Origin of the sequence: Thermosipho sp. 1074 (assembly GCF_001999655.1) — a bacterium.
GTDB lineage: Bacteria > Thermotogota > Thermotogae > Thermotogales > Fervidobacteriaceae > Thermosipho > Thermosipho affectus.
Window position 1 is genome coordinate 98,618 of sequence record NZ_LBEX01000013.1, and the last position, 16,384, is coordinate 115,001.

General features: G+C 28.7%; 16 protein-coding genes. 2 read left to right on the forward strand and 14 right to left on the reverse strand.

The window, feature by feature from the left end; all coding sequences use genetic code 11:
- Positions 1–2: 2 nt before the first annotated feature.
- The 13 genes from XO08_RS04075 to XO08_RS04135 form a co-directional block, all read right to left on the reverse strand.
- Positions 3–971 (reverse strand): NAD-dependent epimerase/dehydratase family protein, encoded by a 969-nt coding sequence (locus XO08_RS04075; RefSeq protein ID WP_077287354.1) that lies wholly within the window; start codon positions 969–971, stop codon positions 3–5.
- A gap of 9 nt (positions 972–980) precedes the next feature.
- Positions 981–2,084 carry a glycosyltransferase family 4 protein gene (locus XO08_RS04080; RefSeq protein ID WP_077287356.1) on the reverse strand — a complete coding sequence of 368 codons (1,104 nt, stop codon included), beginning with the start codon at positions 2,082–2,084 and terminating at the stop codon, positions 981–983.
- 153 nt (positions 2,085–2,237) lie between these two features.
- Complete coding sequence (locus XO08_RS04085; RefSeq protein ID WP_077287358.1) at positions 2,238–3,299, reverse strand: glycosyltransferase; 1,062 nt, start codon at positions 3,297–3,299, stop codon at positions 2,238–2,240.
- A 19-nt stretch (positions 3,300–3,318) separates the two neighbouring features.
- Positions 3,319–3,693, reverse strand: coding sequence for a hypothetical protein (locus XO08_RS04090; protein WP_077287361.1), 375 nt, complete (start codon positions 3,691–3,693; stop codon positions 3,319–3,321).
- A 25-nt stretch (positions 3,694–3,718) separates the two neighbouring features.
- Complete coding sequence (locus XO08_RS04095) at positions 3,719–4,969, reverse strand: exopolysaccharide biosynthesis polyprenyl glycosylphosphotransferase (RefSeq protein ID WP_077287362.1); 1,251 nt, start codon at positions 4,967–4,969, stop codon at positions 3,719–3,721.
- Between the two features lie 320 nt (positions 4,970–5,289).
- Positions 5,290–6,114, reverse strand: a complete 825-nt coding sequence (cmr6, locus tag XO08_RS04100; protein WP_077287363.1) for a type III-B CRISPR module RAMP protein Cmr6 — start codon at positions 6,112–6,114, stop codon at positions 5,290–5,292.
- Positions 6,071–6,523, reverse strand: a complete 453-nt coding sequence (gene cmr5, locus XO08_RS04105) for a type III-B CRISPR module-associated protein Cmr5 (RefSeq protein WP_075665769.1) — start codon at positions 6,521–6,523, stop codon at positions 6,071–6,073. Before cmr5 ends, cmr6 begins: the two co-directional genes overlap by 44 nt.
- Positions 6,520–7,470: a type III-B CRISPR module RAMP protein Cmr4 gene (gene cmr4 / locus XO08_RS04110; RefSeq protein ID WP_075665770.1), complete on the reverse strand. Its 951-nt coding sequence runs from the start codon at positions 7,468–7,470 to the stop codon at positions 6,520–6,522. The genes cmr5 and cmr4 overlap by 4 nt, the downstream gene beginning before the upstream one ends.
- 2 nt (positions 7,471–7,472) lie before the next feature.
- On the reverse strand, positions 7,473–8,585 hold the full coding sequence (locus XO08_RS04115; RefSeq protein ID WP_075665771.1) for a putative CRISPR-associated protein: 1,113 nt from the start codon (positions 8,583–8,585) through the stop codon (positions 7,473–7,475).
- 19 nt (positions 8,586–8,604) lie between these two features.
- Positions 8,605–9,639, reverse strand: coding sequence for a type III-B CRISPR module-associated protein Cmr3 (cmr3, locus tag XO08_RS04120; protein ID WP_075665772.1), 1,035 nt, complete (start codon positions 9,637–9,639; stop codon positions 8,605–8,607).
- Entirely contained in the window at positions 9,629–11,329 is a 1,701-nt protein-coding gene (gene cas10 / locus XO08_RS04125) for a type III-B CRISPR-associated protein Cas10/Cmr2 (RefSeq protein ID WP_075665773.1), read from the reverse strand. Before cas10 ends, cmr3 begins: the two co-directional genes overlap by 11 nt.
- On the reverse strand, positions 11,326–12,201 hold the full coding sequence (gene cmr1 / locus XO08_RS04130; RefSeq protein WP_075665774.1) for a type III-B CRISPR module RAMP protein Cmr1: 876 nt from the start codon (positions 12,199–12,201) through the stop codon (positions 11,326–11,328). The genes cas10 and cmr1 overlap by 4 nt, the downstream gene beginning before the upstream one ends.
- Before the next feature lie 325 nt (positions 12,202–12,526).
- A complete protein-coding gene (locus XO08_RS04135; protein ID WP_075665775.1) occupies positions 12,527–13,675 on the reverse strand; it encodes an ATPase in 1,149 nt (382 codons plus the stop codon).
- Between the two features lie 695 nt (positions 13,676–14,370).
- Between XO08_RS04135 and XO08_RS04140 the strand changes: the two genes are divergently transcribed.
- Together XO08_RS04140 and XO08_RS04145 are read left to right on the forward strand one after the other, a co-directional pair.
- Positions 14,371–14,565, forward strand: a complete 195-nt coding sequence (locus tag XO08_RS04140; RefSeq protein WP_075665776.1) for a hypothetical protein — start codon at positions 14,371–14,373, stop codon at positions 14,563–14,565.
- A 24-nt stretch (positions 14,566–14,589) separates the two neighbouring features.
- Positions 14,590–15,015: a hypothetical protein gene (locus XO08_RS04145; RefSeq protein ID WP_075665777.1), complete on the forward strand. Its 426-nt coding sequence runs from the start codon at positions 14,590–14,592 to the stop codon at positions 15,013–15,015.
- Between the two features lie 299 nt (positions 15,016–15,314).
- Here XO08_RS04145 and XO08_RS04150 read toward each other — a convergent pair.
- Positions 15,315–16,384 (reverse strand): AAA family ATPase (locus XO08_RS04150; protein WP_077287364.1); only part of this gene is annotated, 1,070 nt, incomplete at its 5' end.

Sequence of the window (16,384 nt, forward strand, 5' to 3'; positions counted from 1 at the left end):
TGTCAAAATAATATTTTTCTTATAGATGCTTCTATATCTATAAAATCTGTTTTTTTTGTTTCTAAAGTTAATTTTGAAATATCGGCTTTTGCCTTTTCAATATCACCAACTATTTTATTTATATAATTTACTTTGGCAGTTTTATTTAATTGAGCTTCAACAATTTTAACAAAATCTTTCATTGAAATGTCCTTTCCTGTACCAATATTAAATATATCAAATTTTTCTTTTTTTATATTCAATAATCTAAATACAACTTCTGTAAAATCATCTATACATATAATGTCCCTCGTATTTTCCCCATAATTGTACAAATCAATCGCCTCATCGTTTTTAATTTTATTGATTATTTTATTAACTCCTAAATCAGGTCTTCCATACTTACCAATGACAGTAAATATTCTCATGGAAATTAGCGGTATACCATATTTCATATTGTATACACGAGCTAAATTTTCAAGAGATAGACAACTTACTCCATACGGAGATATTGGAACACACTTCATGTTTTCATTAAACTCTGTTCCTTGATCTCCATACACAGAACTGCTTGAAGCAAATAAAACATTTTCTATACTTCTTCCTTTAATTAACTCAAGAAGATTTATAAAACCTTTTAGGTTATTCTCAAAATAGTAATATGGATTTTCAAATGAGTATTTTACTCCCGCTTTAGAAGCAAAGTGTATGACATAATCAAATTCTACTTTACTAAGGAAATTCCTTAAAGAATCGAGATCAAGTAAATCTAATCTTCTAAAAACTAGTTTTTCAGAGCGATATTCTTTGTTAAATTCAAAACTTTTTTCTCCTAGATCTAAATTGCGCAGCCTGTTTAACTTTAACTCCCTGTCTCCAAAATCAATCAAATTATCTATTCCTATCACTTCATAAAAACCTGAATTTATTAATTGCTTGGCAGTATGATATCCTAAAAAACCTGCTATTCCCGTTATTAAAACCTTTTTCATAACAATCACCTACTCTATTATTTTTTTTATTATTTTTAAATATTCTTTTACGACAATATTTCTATTAAAATCTCTTTCTATTTTTTTTCGGCTATTTTCTCCCATCTTTTTTCTCTCATTTTCCGGTAAATGTATAAAAAGCTCAACTTTATTTATTAGACTATCAACATTTTTAGGTTCAAATAAAAACCCATTATATCCGTCCACAACTATTTCTCTGCATCCAGGAATATCAGAGGCTATCAACGGCTTACCCATAGCTCCGGCTTCTAACAAAACGTTAGACATCCCTTCGTGATATGATGGATTGATTATACAATCTACTTCTTTTATTTGATTTCTCACATCATCAGATATTCCCAAATATTTTATTTTAGGATTTTTATTACTCAAAATAATGTCTCTATATTCTTCCTCTTCAAATGGACCTAAAATCTGAAATTCGACATTTGAATATTTTTTTGCTATAACATCGGCAGCTTTTAAATATTCTTCTATCCCCTTCTCTCTCATTATTCTCCCTATAAATAAAAATCTAACTATCTCATCTTGTTTTTCATTCTCTATAGGTTTAAATTTTTCAATATTCACTCCTGAACCAGGTATTATTTTTGCTTTATTTGGTAAAACTATCTTATTCGAAACAAATAAAGAATAATTGAATTGATTCTGAAAAAATACAAAAGTTGCTCTTTTACATGCATATTTATATAATTTTAAAACCACATTTTTTAATATTGGTTTAAAAAAGGAAGAACCTAAGCCTGTTATATTAATTATAACAGGCTTATCAAATTTACTTGCTACATACGTACCATATATATTAGGTTTAATTGTGTATGTTAAAACAATATCTGGATTTAATTCCCTCATTATTTTCCTATATTCCTTTATTACTCGCAATTCTTCTAAAGGATTTATGTTTCTTCTATTGAAAAATATTTGAATATGTTTCGCACCTAAATTAACTAACTTTTTAACCATTCGATCTTTATTATCTTCAATAGTTGTAAAGTAAACATCATATCTATTTTTAAGAAGCTCAATTATTAATTCTTTTCTAAGATTGTAAACCCATAAAGAATTATTTGCTAAAATTAAAATTTTTTTCATATCTTTCACCTTTCCAAATTATCCCAAAATCATTCAATGGATCATTCGTTAATTTATTATATTCTTTATTTTAGGAGCTCTACATAAAAAAATCGGAAGTTCTCCTAAAATTTAATTTTTCAACTGCTTTTTCTTTTAAATACCTTTAAATATTTATACTATATTTGATAGCATTTTTATATTTGCTTTATAGTAAAACGTTTTAAAAAATGTACTTCTAGCGTTTTGACTATAACCATAAAGACCTACTCTTATTTTCTCAAGTTTTTCATAAACTTCTTCAAAGTTATTAATTTGGAAAACAAATTCACCGTTAAATCCTGATTCCACATATTCCGGAAAACTTCCTATGTAAGATGCTATAACTGGTGTTCCAAACATAAAAGCTTTAGGTAAAACTCCACTCTGTGTTGAACGCCTATACAAATTCCACACACAAAAGCTTCTTTCAAAAGCTTTGTTAATTTCCTGATTTCTTAAAGGCCTTCCATGCGAAATTTTCAATGATCCATCCGCGATCATTAACTGCAATATTTTATCTTTATAAATCCATTTACTCAAATCTGTCCTAGTCGCAATTTCAAATTTTAAATTAGCTTTTGACTTATACAAAAATTTTATAAACTCTAAATACTTATCAAAAGCATGACCTTTAACAGCATGCCCAATATAAGAAAAATATTTTTTCTTACTTATATCTATTATTTCTTTATTAAACTCATCATCAAAAAGCAATGGTATTTTTACTACGCTTCCATTAAATTTTTTATCATGCTTTTCGTACAATTCTAACGCATAATTAGACGGAACTATTACAATATCAGATAAACGTAACATTCTTACTGAAAAAAAGTGAGCCAGAGTAGATTTTATTGCTCGCATCTTTCCTTCATTCTTTAAACGATTATAGAAACCCTCCCAAGGTTCATGATAAACATATGCTATTTTCGAGCCCTTAATTTTTAACTTACGCGAAACTACATGATTTACAACCGATACATTGTGAAATAAAACTAAGTCAAATCTTTCAGAAATTCTGTTTTTTTTAGAATACCAAATTTTGTTAGTAACACTATCATTTATAACAATTTTTTTATAATTTTCGTCTAATAGCAAATATACATCATTTCCTAATTCTGAAAATCCTTTTGAATAAGCAAGAATATGAGAATAATGCGCTGGCGAAAATTTCAAAGAAGCTATACAAACTTTCAAATCTATAACCCCTTTCTACTTAAAATTCAAATTTGTAAATTGATTTCCAAAGAAAATTACTAATTTTATTATTTCCACTCAAATAATGATAAGCTAAAGAATCGTGATAATCTATCAAATGGATCGCAAAATCATTAAAAATATGTTTTCTATACTCATGTGCTCTAATATGATTCCATAAAATTAAGTTGTAATGGTTCTTAGAAATTATTTCAGATAATTCTTGAGCAATTCTCTCTGAATAATATAGATAACTTTGTAAAGGTTCATTTTCAAAAACAACTTTTGATATTTCGGAAATTTTTTGAAAATCAGTTAAATAAAGCGGAAATATGTTATCATATAACTTTCTTACTTTTTTAATTAGTTGATTATCTAAGCTATCACTATACATAAAAGAAAGATCTACTTGAAACCTTTCACCTTGCTCCCCTCTTCCAAAATACTGCTTCTATTGTTTGAAGTATTATCTTTAAATCAAGGAATATGTTTCTATTTTTCACATACCATAAGTCATAACTAAGCTTTCTTTTCACTTCATTTAAATCGGATGCATATTTATACATTATCTGCGCCCACCCTGTAAGGCCTGGTTTTACATTGTGCCTTTGAGAATAAAATTCTATTTCTTTTTCAAATTGCCTGACAAATGGTATTTGCTCTGGCCTTGGTCCTACAATGCTCATATCTCCTTTTAGGATGTTTATAAACTGCAAAGATTCATCTATCCGAACAGGCCTTATTAACCTTCCAATTTTTAATATCCTATCTTCCTCCTGGTCTGCAAATTTTGCTTTATCTTCTTTATGCTTTTTCATGCTTCTAAACTTTACAAGCGTAAAATGCTTATTATCCTTCCCTACCCTTAATTGTTTAAATATAACCGGCCTTCCATCTTCTATAAGTATGGCAATTGCCGTTATAAGCATAAATGGGGAAAATATAATTAACCCGAGTATTGATCCAAATATATCGAGTATTCTTTTTGCAGGTGATTCTTTTGTATTTTGAAAAGCTATTTCATAATAATCTTTGAACTTTATTGCAACTTCTATTGGAATTCTTTTTAGTATTTTTTCAACAAGATTTGGAAGATATTCTATTTCGTATTTTTCCTTTAGCTCGTTTAACTGATTTTTTACGTATTTTTCTAGTTCTTGGTCAGCAACTAATACAGCATCATATTGTGCAATTTTACTTTTAAACACTGCCGGAGATGGATTTAAAAACTCAGAAAAAACAACTTTTCCTTGTGTTTTTCTTTCAATTTCGTTTAGTATATCTTTTAATTCTTCCTTTTCCCCTATTACAAGGTATCTTTTCCGAGAAGTATTTTTTATTAATATTAGATATTCTATTTTATGCAATATCGGAATAGTTAAAAGTAAGATTATAAGGTTATAGATGAAAAACCAACGGTTTAATATTTTATCCATCAATGGATAAAATATTAATATTCCAATAAATCCTATTACTATCCCTGCAAAAACCCTTATCAATTGTTCGTTGTAATCTTTTAGATAATCATAATCATAAACCCTAAAGGCATATATTCCCATCCATATTATAACAGAAAGGAAAACAGAAGAAAACACAGAAGAAGTTATAAAATAGTTAAAAGCAACTATCAAAAAAAAGTCAACTAAACCTATTATTCTCAAAAAATTCACCTAAATTCCTCCAAATTATTCAATATATGCAGTCTAATTATATCACAACAAAAACGCGTTTTCCATATAAAAAAATGGATGTTTATATAAATTTTAAAACAATTTTTAAAAATAAGTTTCTAAAATTAACACACATTTCTATTTAATATACGATTTTTATCATAAAAAATGGACATTTTATTTTGCAAACAAATTTGTTATAGCTTGACAGCATTTGCTAAAAGACTTTATAAGTTTAACACTTATACTTTCTGCGAGGTTTTTGAGCAACTCAAAGGCCTTTTTTGTTGTTTTAACAATTGCCATCCTTAAATAATTTTCTATTCTTTCATATTACTAACACTAAAGTATCCATATCCCACAGAAGTTTTTGCACCCACCCCCTGGTTTTCCAAGGCCTCTTTAAATAATTTTAAAAGACCATTTCCCATAATCTTATAATTTTCCATATTTTTTTTAGAACCTATTACAAATTTAAATTTAGTATTTTCTACTGTATAGAAAAATATAGGCTTAGGATTTAAATTATCACACGGTGCACTTTTTCCCTCGTAATATTCTTTGTAATGAACATTTATAACATCACGTTTTATATTTATCCTATCAATTGGAAATGCATCGAAAAATAGTACTTCACCCTTATTCTCTTTATCTCCAAAAATTTTACAAAATTCTTTATCTTTCAACGCTTCATCTTCTGATGAAAAAAAGTTTAAAATAACATAATTTCTCAACATACCTTTTAGCGCCTGACCAGGTATGTATGGCAATCCATATATATGGTGCAAAGTCATAGACGCTTCATACACAGATGGCCCTCCAAGACCTACAACCATTCTTCCTTGAACCTCTCCTTCAAAAAATTTTAAATATAAGGAAATTTTTTCTATCTTGCCATAGTAATCTTTTTTTATTTTTTCTATAAGCTTGCCAAATACAGAAAAATTAAAATTATTTATTTTCTTATCAAATTTTTTTGAAAATTTTTTAAATTTGCCAAACTTATTCATCAACAAATTAAAGTTATCAATCTTTTCATTATTTAATTTAAAAATTTTTAAAGTATCCATAGGTAAAACAAATTCTCCTTCCTCTTTGTTATTATTCTTCATTATTTCCATCACCTCTATTTTCGTCTTCCTCATCCTCTATAAGTCCTTCTGCAAACCTTCTAAGCCAATTAAAAAAAGCCAAAACTTCATTGGAAAGGGCCATGTATTCAGAAGACTCCAACATTGTAACGGTCTTAACTAATCCATCAAAATTTTCTATTTTACTTGCGTCTTTTAATATCCTTTTTTCATCTCTTTTTAGCCAATTTAAAATATTTTCTCCAATTATTTCATATGCCTTACTTTTCGCCTTTTTAGAAAGTATAAAGGCAAATGTTAGTCCCAAACCATTTGTTTTTATAAGCATGGGAATCTTTTTTACATAGGATTTATACTCTCCTTTTTTATTGCCAAGAACATTTATGGCATTTTCAACACATTTAAATGCAAATTGGGCCCTTCCATGCTCAAGTGTTTTTAAACTTTTTTTCTCATTACTCATTGTTTATCACCTTCAGTTTTCCATACTTTTAATTCAGAGATTCCCTTTCCAATAGTTGCATTTCCACCTATTTGTATTATCTTTGGTAGGTTTTTTTCAAAAAAATTCATCACAAATTTTTCTTCTGAAAACTTTTCATTTTTCATTAATTCTTTTAAAATTTTTTCCTTTTTATCCTTTTTCAAAAAAATCGGACTTGCCATGCAAAGAAAATACATTACAGTTTCAGAAGGCAAATATTCTTCTGTAAATAGCGCACTACCCTCTACTGTACCCGTTTCAGGGTTAATCTTTATCCTTGTTATAACCTCTGTTGAAAGATTTACAAAATCCCCAAAAACATCATCTGGAAGGATAACAAGTTTGTCTTTTATTTCTTCTATATTGAGTAATTTTGAAAGCCATTCTGCAAATTCTTTTGTATCTTCACTAAATTCAACTTCAAAGGCGTATTCTTCAAGAATTACTTTTTCTGAAATACATAGCTTTTCACGATTTGAAACTGTTAATTCTTTTAATTTCTTTTCTTCATCGAAAAAGTATTCTTTAATACCGCCTAATGTTTTTGATATTTCCAAATCCTTTTTAAACCTTTCCAAAACCTTTGGAGATGTAATATATGCATATACTCCCTTTACCGATTTTACGGGAAATAGTAAAATTCTTGCATCTGTAAATGCAATAGAGCTTGCATGTACATCTCCACTTTCTGGACCAAAAACCAAGGATATAATATCATCTACTCCATATTTTTCTAATTTATTTTCTTTTTCCAAATCCTCAAAGGATTCTCTAATACATCCCTTTATAGATGATGATTCAATTTTAGGGAATTTTGTATGTCTTTCACGCTGGATAGGCAAATCAACTATTCCCAAATCTTGTCCACTTCCCGCATGAAGTGGTGTAACAACTTTTAAAAACACAGGTTTTGCAATTTTGTACATCTTTATTCCTCCTTTTTGATTCTTCTTAATTTTGACAAATTTTTATAACTTTCTTTGAATTCATTCGTAAATTTCTCACTATTTAAATACTTTTCGTATTTATCGTGATCTTCAAACACTTTATATATGTATATTTCATCCCCATCTTTAAAATAAAAAATGCGATTCTGGTTATTTCCGTCATCATACACCAAATGTCCTGACTTATCTTGTGTCTTTGAATTATAATTTTCAAAAAACTTACTTTTTAATATGCGCATTATTTCTTTTTTGTTTTTTATATCTTTATAAATTTCATCTGTAGCATAAAAATATACAAATTGACCCTTATACCTATTAAACAATATCCTACCTATTGGACTTAAAAAGGCAATATCATCAACTATTTCCACTAAACCACTTTTTTCCAATTTTTCGCAGGCTCTATAATTTTCAACCTTTAATTTTTGATAACTTTCTATACCATTTTCAAGTTTTATTATTAATTCTTCATATTTTTCAAAAAGATTATAGTCAATCTTCAAAGGAATTTGAGGAATTCTTATTAATTTATTAGACTCTTCGTGAATATAGTATATTTCACACTCGTTAACAACGGCCATAATGGTTAAATATGGTATTATTCCCTTATATCCCCCCGTTATATTAAAAATTAAATTCTCATAATAACCTCCTGCGATATTTTCAATCTTTCCTATTAAATTATTAAGTCCTTCTACAAAATTTTCATTTACATTAAGTGATTTAACCAAGTGAATTTTAATTTCAATATCACTATTTTCAACATACTCTTCAAATATAGTTTTTATAATTTCTGCAGATAAATATGATAAAATCGTATCTGTTGTTAACAAATAAACTTTTTTATTTTCATCTTTATACTTTTTTGATATTTCTAAGATACTTTCAATTTCTGCAGAAGCTTTTTCAAAATTTTCGTCGTCTTTCAAATACTCTAAAACTCCATCTTTTATCTTTCTTATTTTTCTCTCATAATATTCCCAATCAGAATAGCTCTTATCTCTTAATTCATCATAATAATTATATAATCCTTCTTCTTCCTCTAATACATTGGTAATAATAGATGTCCCCACCATTGAAATTACCTTTTTCATATCGTTCCCCCTTTCTAGCTTAAATCTTAGCTAAATACGATATTCCAAACCCCTGTTTTTGATAAATTTCTGAAATTGCCTTTTTATGAAATTTCCTGATTAAATCTTTAACATCACCTTTTAACAACTCAAAATAATACACACTTCCTGCAGGAACAGCTTTATACAATGGTTTGGCCCTTCTTTTTTTCATATCAAAGCCGCCCACTATTAAAGGTCTTCCAACAACTGCAGCTAATAATTTTAAATGAATATTTTCACTCTTATATTCAAAGTTTTCTTCACTTATAAAAGAAGGAATCCATCCTTTTTTAAATATTGCAGGAGTAGTTAAAACAACCTTAAAAAATCTATCAATTTTTACATCAAATCTTTCCAAATTGTTTTCAACTACTTTATATTCAGCTGCTTTTGATTCACCACCAAGCTTTAAAAGCCCTTTTTTTGGGATAGATAACCCTTCAAATTCAACCACAATACTTACATCATTCAACCTTTTCATATCTATCCTATACAGTGCACTCTCAGCACTAACATGGGTTTCTTTTGAGCGGGCAATACCTATCTTTGGTTCATCCATTATACCAAGTTCACTATAATAAATTTCTTTTTTTCCATTTATATAATCTTTAAAGTACTCATCAGATAAATATAGATTTTTTTTATTTTCTACCTTACCTTTTGCAACCAAAATTTTTGACAAATTTGGATAATTTGAAAAAAACATATTATTTACATCTTGCAAATCTAAAACTATCGCTTTTTTATCATTTGAATCTTTTGAAACAACACAATCCAAAGGCATTGGAAAAAGTAAATAATGCTTATTTTTTAAAATTATGTTTGTTATTTTCAAATTTTTGGTTGGGTCATCTTCTTTATTTGCGTACTCAAAGGTATCCATATTATTTGCAAAATATAGTGTTCTTAAGGCACCGTATATTACAGAAGGATACGGAGGAAAAATTCCCTCTCCCCATGTATCCTCACCTTTAAAAAAAGTCTTTGAATTTCTAAAAAAAAGTGTATCTAAAGGTGTTATTTCAATTATCATTTAATTCACCTACCTCTTTTGAAAGAAAATTTATAATGTTTAGAGTAGATATAAAGTTTTGTAAAGAATAAGATTCTACAAACAAATCTAATAATTTATCACTTAACTCTTCAATTTCATTTGATTTTAAAGATACTCCATTGGGATTTGAAGCTCTCTTTAACAATCTTTTACATTCTGATTTGATGAATTTCTCGTTTACATCGTATTTAAACCTCCTGAGTTCATCAGCTAATGCTTTTGTAAAAGTGCTTGAAAATTTTTTATCAATTATACTTTTGACAATATTTTTTATGATATCAACTGTGCTTTTATCATTTAAATACCATTTGTACTTAATTTTGTGTATTTCACCAGAACGTTTTAATACTGCTATGGCAAAGGCATCTTTTTTATCTTTTTTATCTTCTTTTGCTTCCTTTTCCATTTTTCTTGCCCACTTTATTACCTCAGAAAGTGGCATTTTATAATGTGCAATAGCAACTCCCATAGAAGCAGAAGATTTATTTCTGTTTTTTACATTTTTAATTTCTTCAAATTTTGGAAAAAAATCCCTTAGATTTTTCATAACAAAAAGAAGATGATCAATGTTTACAAAAGAAAGCACATCATCTCCTCCAGCATAAACTAACTCGCCTTTTCCTTCAATTATTTCTTTTGTCTTGTCTGTATATTCTCCCAGCTTTTTTGAAAGTTCCAAATGAAAATCTCTAAGATGTGATTTATCAGACAAAAACTCTCCTGATAACCACTTCCCCATTGAATCTCCATCAAGCATAACAATAGCATAATACTTTGATGGAACACCGTATTTCTTATAAAGGTTATTTAGGTATTTTTTGGCTTTTTCTAAATTTTCGTCGTCTTTATAATGATCATATTTTATTAAATGCTCTTTTCTTAAATTCTCATCAAAAAAAAGTTCTTCGTCAAAATTTTTGAAAAAATCTTTGTATTCTTTTATTTCAACTTGTGTTAATTTTTCTACCCAACTCAAAGAAGCTATTTTGGCAGTTGAAGAAAATGAAGAGCTTTTGGTTTTATAAAACCTCTTAATAAAACATATACCACATAAACTTTCTCCTTGATTTAATCTAAATTCATTTATTTCCTGTGCCTGAAAACTTATATTTCTTGGCTTTTTATCACTTTTTCTGTAAAATAAAGCTTCTCTTTGACCACACACAGAACATTTTCTATAACTTTCAACGCAATCTAAAGAGTTTTGTCTAAATCTTTTAATATTCTTTATTGATCCTAAATAACCCTCTATCTTTCCATACAATTCAGAATAATCACTTTCCTCATACGGTAAAATAACCCAATATATCTCAAGAAAATTTTCTATCTGCTCAAAAAAAATCTCAGAAATATCAAAATTTGCATATTTTTTCACTATATCAAAAGAAAGTTTTTTTAATTGATCCTTTACCTTATTCTCTATATCCATTCCTATCCCCTTTGGATCATCACTTTCGATAATAGCTATAAACCTATTGGGTTTTGATTTTATTTCCTTGTGTGGGAATATTATTTTACAAGTTTTAACTTTTTCTTCTAAAGCATATATTGCATATTCTATTAAATCTGAAAGAATTTTACTTCCTGCCCACAAATCATGGGTTTTCCTAGCTTGTGCTATAAAAGATTGAACAGGTCCTATCGTAAAAAGAAAAAGATATTTTTTCATCCTAACACCTCTCTTATAAATTCTTCGCTTCTATCTATACCTTCAACATCTTCAGACAATTCTAGCTGAGTAACAACAGGTATAAACTTATTATCTTTTTCCACAACACTAACGTACACAGGGGATGCAAGTCTTTTTCCGTTTTTTGCATACCCTGTAAAATCTGAATTGTGATTATGAGAAGCTGTACTGATCTTTCTCAAAAGCTCATCATAATTATCATACTCTTTTCCAAATTCGATAAATCTTATATATGGATATTTATCTTTATCTTTTTTCTTATAAAAATTTGTTTTTATTCCTGCGCCTTTATCGTTTTTTTCTACCTCAAACTGTCCATTTTGATTTATCTTTTTCATCAAATTTACTATTTTTTCTAAATCAATATACTCATTGTAATTAAAATCTTCACCATCAAGTTTGACTATTTTAAAACTTCCAAATCCTCGTCTTGTTCTTCTACCAACTCCCCCCAAAATTGATATTAAAATAAACAAGTCTTTTATAGTTGTTACTAATTCTTCGTCTTTCTTCCAAAATTTCATTTCAACATTAAAACTAGTTTCATAAGGAATGAATGCTTTACGTTTAAACGTTTTTTTATGAGGTAGAACATATTCATATTTTGTTTTTCCATTAACACCTACAATCTTTATAGAAAATTTACTTTTCCCATCATCTTTTCCTACTCCACCAAATATATTTGCCTCTTTTTTTCTTAGAGTATCAATAGATAAATGCCCATTTAGAGTTCTCCACCAAAAGCGCATTATTCCTTTAAAAGATGGCGGGCGAACTTCTGGGTCTTTAGTTGCACCATAACAAATCATAGGTGTTATAACTATACATTTAAAACTTAGATTTTTATACATAAAACAATTACCCCTTTCAAAATTTGTCTATTTTAATAAAACAATGTCAACACAATTGATAATTTGTTGTTTTTATGTATAATAATTGCTTAATAATTATAACAATTATTTAAAACAATCGCAACAATTTGCTAAAAACAACATGGACTTAAAAAGTAGTTTTCCTAGAATTACTGGAGTTTATTGAAATTCAATTTCAATTTTCTCTATCTTTCTTGTTGTTATTTCAAGTAAACAAGGCGGGGCGTTGGGATGGCAATATTATTTTCGACACCGTCGACAACTTCGTCAGGGCTTGACAGTGTTCGACAAAGGACAAAGGGCTTTACAAATTGAGAAATTTGTATTTTCCCGAAAATTTTAGTTTTATTCCTTTTGTAATTATTATTTTTCGTTCTATGAATGTGTTTAATATGGAATATGCGGTTGTTCGTTTTATATTGTTTTGCTGTAAAATTGTTAAGAATTCGTCCCTGCTTCCCGTGAGGTCTTTGAGTAATTCAAAAGCTTTCTTTTGGAGTGGTGTAAGTTTTAATTCGGTTAGGTATTCGTTTGTAATTTTCTTTATTGTAAGTATTGTATCTTCTTTTTTGAGAATATCTTTTTCTATGTTCTCAAAAATGACTTTGGAAAGCATCCATAAAGCGTCTCTGGGATTTCCATCGGCAAATTCGATTATTGGATCAAGGGATTCTGATGGGATGATATCTATAAATTTGTGAATTCTTCTTAAAAGGAGTTCTTTTATGTCGCTATCTGTCAATTCTTCAAGGAGTATTATGTCCTTGAAGATATTTTCCAAATTTCCAGATTCGTTCCATCTTAGTCGATCAAATTTGTATTCTCTGTATATAGAATAAGGTAATGTCATTATTGTGATTATGTTTTCAAATAGAAGCTCATTTTTTAGGGCATCAACTATTTGAAGGGTATCACTTTTACTTTCTTTATCTAACTCGTCTATAATAAGTGCAAATTTTCCTTTTACAGAGACTATTTTCCTAAGTAGCTCTCCAAGTTTTTCTTTTGCAGCAAAAAAGTTAAACCTTGGCGTTTTGCTTTTTTGAAGATTGGTATTAGCAGATCCGTATAAGCTTATGCCAAGAGAAAATACTTTTACCGTAGAAACTTCCTCAATCACCCATTCTTTTGTTTCTTTTGCAAACTTTGAAAGTTTTTTGTCTTTTTCCAAGCCTTTGGATAAATTATAGAGAAGATCATACAGTATACTTTCTACAGATTCTCTAAAGGTTAGTGTAATGCGTTGTGAAAAAACGTTTTCACATTTTATGAAATTGAGTACCGTTGTTTTTCCTATGCCAGTTTCTCCAGATATTCCAAAGATGCCAAAGGGATGATATTTTATAATATTATTCAAGTATTTAATTTCTTTGCTTCTGTCAACCAATAAACTTTTTTCTTTTAATTCAAGTGGTTTGTCTACTATGTATTTTATAACTTCTGAAAGGCCCACAACAACACCCCCCCGTTGGTGCTTTAAACAAATTATATCATATTCGACACAGTCGACAAGTTCGTCAGGGCTTGACAGCATTCGACAGGTTGGAGAAATTGGAAAATGTTGGAGTTTTTTGTCATTCTGAGCGATATGCGCGAAGAATCTTGGATGATTTTCCGAATGTATAAAATCCTTCCTCACTTCGTTCCTCAGGATGACATCCTCCCAAATTTCGCTAGGGTGATAAGAAAAAATTTTGAAACACTCCCAGAGTATTTTATTATATTTCTGTATCTATTTTGTGCTTTTGGATTAATCTCTTACTATTTTTGAAACAGGCCCACACTTTAAAACAAAAAGAATTTTATAAATAATAATATTTGATAAACAAAAATGTGACATATTAATTGCTTTTTTCTATTGTTATGATATTGCATAAATTGTATAATATAACTTGAAGTTTAATTAAAATCTGCAAATATCTCTTATTATCAAATATTTATATTAAAAGGGGGGAGAAACTATGAAAAAACTTATAGTATTATTTTTTGTATTTGTATTTTTATTATTAGTTACTCATGGATTCTCACAACAAAATGTGATTAAAAAAAGGTTCAACTATTATTTACGGCTCAGAAGATCAAAAACTTACCCCAGGCAATGGAGGCGGAGGAATAGGAAGTTCGTTTATTTGGATAGGTGTTTATTTAGTGCAAAGATTTGTTGAACACACATACAGTGAAGTTGAGTCAAAGGTATTTAATTACGTTAAAGAATTTTTAGCTTATAGCTGGAATAAAGCTTTTGAAAAGGCTAAAATGTTTTTTAAAAGATACTATGAATTTTTAAGACAAAGCTATCCAGATGCGAAAATAGATGCTGATTACAGTTTGAAAGAAAAATAATTTATATCATCTAAGGGGGGTAATATGATCAAAGCAAATACGTTTCTTAGTCTTAAGATATTAATTCTTATTCTTGTTTTTGTAGCTATTTTTGGATTTTTTTCATCTAAAGTCTTTGAGCTTTATTTTTCTATTCTTGGTATAATACTTATTTTAAATTTTTCACTAAACACAAACAAACTACTCAGTAATAGTATATTATTTCTCTCAATGCTTATATGGTTACCCATTGGTTTAAAGGTAAATTTTGATTTATTTGGCTTGGCAGCGCCATTTTTGTTCTCCAGCTTAACCTTGACATTAAGAGAAAAAAAGGAAAAAATCATATGGGGAATTTTTGCTATAGTTTTATTTTTTGAAATGGTTGCGTTAGATATACAAGTTTCAACAGCTTTCCTTTATATATTCATAGGCATAATTGTTCCTATGGTAAGAGAAAATTGTAAATAAAGACTTCTAAAAAAGAAATGAGATTCTTTTTTTGTCATTCTGAGGAGCAGAATCTAAGATCCTTCGTCACTGCGTTCCTCAGGATGAGAAAGGGACAAGATTCCTCGCGTACACTCGGAATGACAAGAAAACTCCAACCTCTCCAACCTTGCCAACCTCTCCATCATACTCTTTCCCATTCAAAGTATGCTATATTCCTTTCTTCCTTGTCAAATTCTACTCCTATAGGGACAAGATTCCTCGCGTACACTCGGAATGACAAGAAAACTCCAACCTCTCCAACCTTGCCAACCTCTCCATCATACTCTTTCCCATTCAAAGTATGCTATATTCCTTTCTTCCTTGTCAAATTCTACTCCTATTATGTATATCTCTTTGCACTTTCCTTTATACTTTTCATGATATCTTTTTTCTTTTAGCTGTTTTAATGCCTCTTTTTTTTCTTTCCCTTCTATTACTTTAAATTCAAATATATAACATTTTTCTTCAAACCTTACAGTTAAATCTATCCTTTCTTTATTTGTTACATCCTCTGCTTTTACCTCTATCCCAAGCGCTGCAAAGTATGCATAGAACACGCTTGCATAAAATCCTTCGTATTTCTCTATATCATTTTTCCTGTACCAATCATTCGGTATCGATGCAAAAAATGCATGAAATATTTCTTTCATCTTTTCTATTTCTGACTTTATTAATGCTTCTGAAAGTTCTATCTCACTTTCTGCCTTTTTTTCCGGTTTTTTTGTTATGTAGTTTAGTATGTGATCCATAAATGATGTCCTTACTTCTATATTTGGATATGTAAGATAATATGTCCTTTTCCCAAATATATCTTTGTATCCTTTTATTGTTAAATATCCCGCTTGAAACAAAAGCGTTGTTATGTTCATGGTTTCTACATCAAAGCTTTCTATTATCTCTTCACCCGCCCTAAGATTCTCTATTTCCGGTAGATAGTATCTTTCTTTCATTAATAGCTTTATCAAAAATGTTGGCGTTCCCGTTTCAAACCAATATGGCCTGTATATCTTTTTATCCAAAAATAATAATACATCAAATGGATTGTATACCTTTTCTCCTAAAAAATTGTACCCATTGTACCACTTTTTCATCTCTTCTTTGTCTATTCCTTTCAACAACTCTTTGAATTCTTCTTCTAATTCTTTTTGCGTTATCCCACATATGCTCGCATATTTTGGATCAAGTGTTATATCGTTTAAATTGTTCAAACCAGAAAATACCGATGCTTTCGAAAATTTGGTTACTCCTGTTATAAATACAAATTTTATATATTCATCTGCATCTTTTATCACCGAATAAAAGTTTTTAAGGCTTTCTCTCATCTCTTTTGCTATCTCTTTCTCTTCTA

What these genes read in the sequence shown, in the direction of transcription:
- cmr6 (WP_077287363.1), bottom strand. Translation starts at nt 6,114, where the DNA reads ATGAGGAAGACGAAAATAGAGGTGATGGAAATAATGAAGAATAATAAC.
- XO08_RS04075 (WP_077287354.1), bottom strand. Translation starts at nt 971, where the DNA reads ATGAAAAAGGTTTTAATAACGGGAATAGCAGGTTTTTTAGGATATCAT.
- XO08_RS04145 (WP_075665777.1), top strand. Translation starts at nt 14,590, where the DNA reads ATGATCAAAGCAAATACGTTTCTTAGTCTTAAGATATTAATTCTTATT.
- cmr3 (WP_075665772.1), bottom strand. Translation starts at nt 9,639, where the DNA reads ATGATAATTGAAATAACACCTTTAGATACACTTTTTTTTAGAAATTCA.
- XO08_RS04080 (WP_077287356.1), bottom strand. Translation starts at nt 2,084, where the DNA reads ATGAAAAAAATTTTAATTTTAGCAAATAATTCTTTATGGGTTTACAAT.
- XO08_RS04090 (WP_077287361.1), bottom strand. Translation starts at nt 3,693, where the DNA reads ATGTATAGTGATAGCTTAGATAATCAACTAATTAAAAAAGTAAGAAAG.
- cmr4 (WP_075665770.1), bottom strand. Translation starts at nt 7,470, where the DNA reads ATGTACAAAATTGCAAAACCTGTGTTTTTAAAAGTTGTTACACCACTT.
- XO08_RS04115 (WP_075665771.1), bottom strand. Translation starts at nt 8,585, where the DNA reads ATGAAAAAGGTAATTTCAATGGTGGGGACATCTATTATTACCAATGTA.
- cmr1 (WP_075665774.1), bottom strand. Translation starts at nt 12,201, where the DNA reads ATGTATAAAAATCTAAGTTTTAAATGTATAGTTATAACACCTATGATT.
- cmr5 (WP_075665769.1), bottom strand. Translation starts at nt 6,523, where the DNA reads ATGAGTAATGAGAAAAAAAGTTTAAAAACACTTGAGCATGGAAGGGCC.
- cas10 (WP_075665773.1), bottom strand. Translation starts at nt 11,329, where the DNA reads ATGAAAAAATATCTTTTTCTTTTTACGATAGGACCTGTTCAATCTTTT.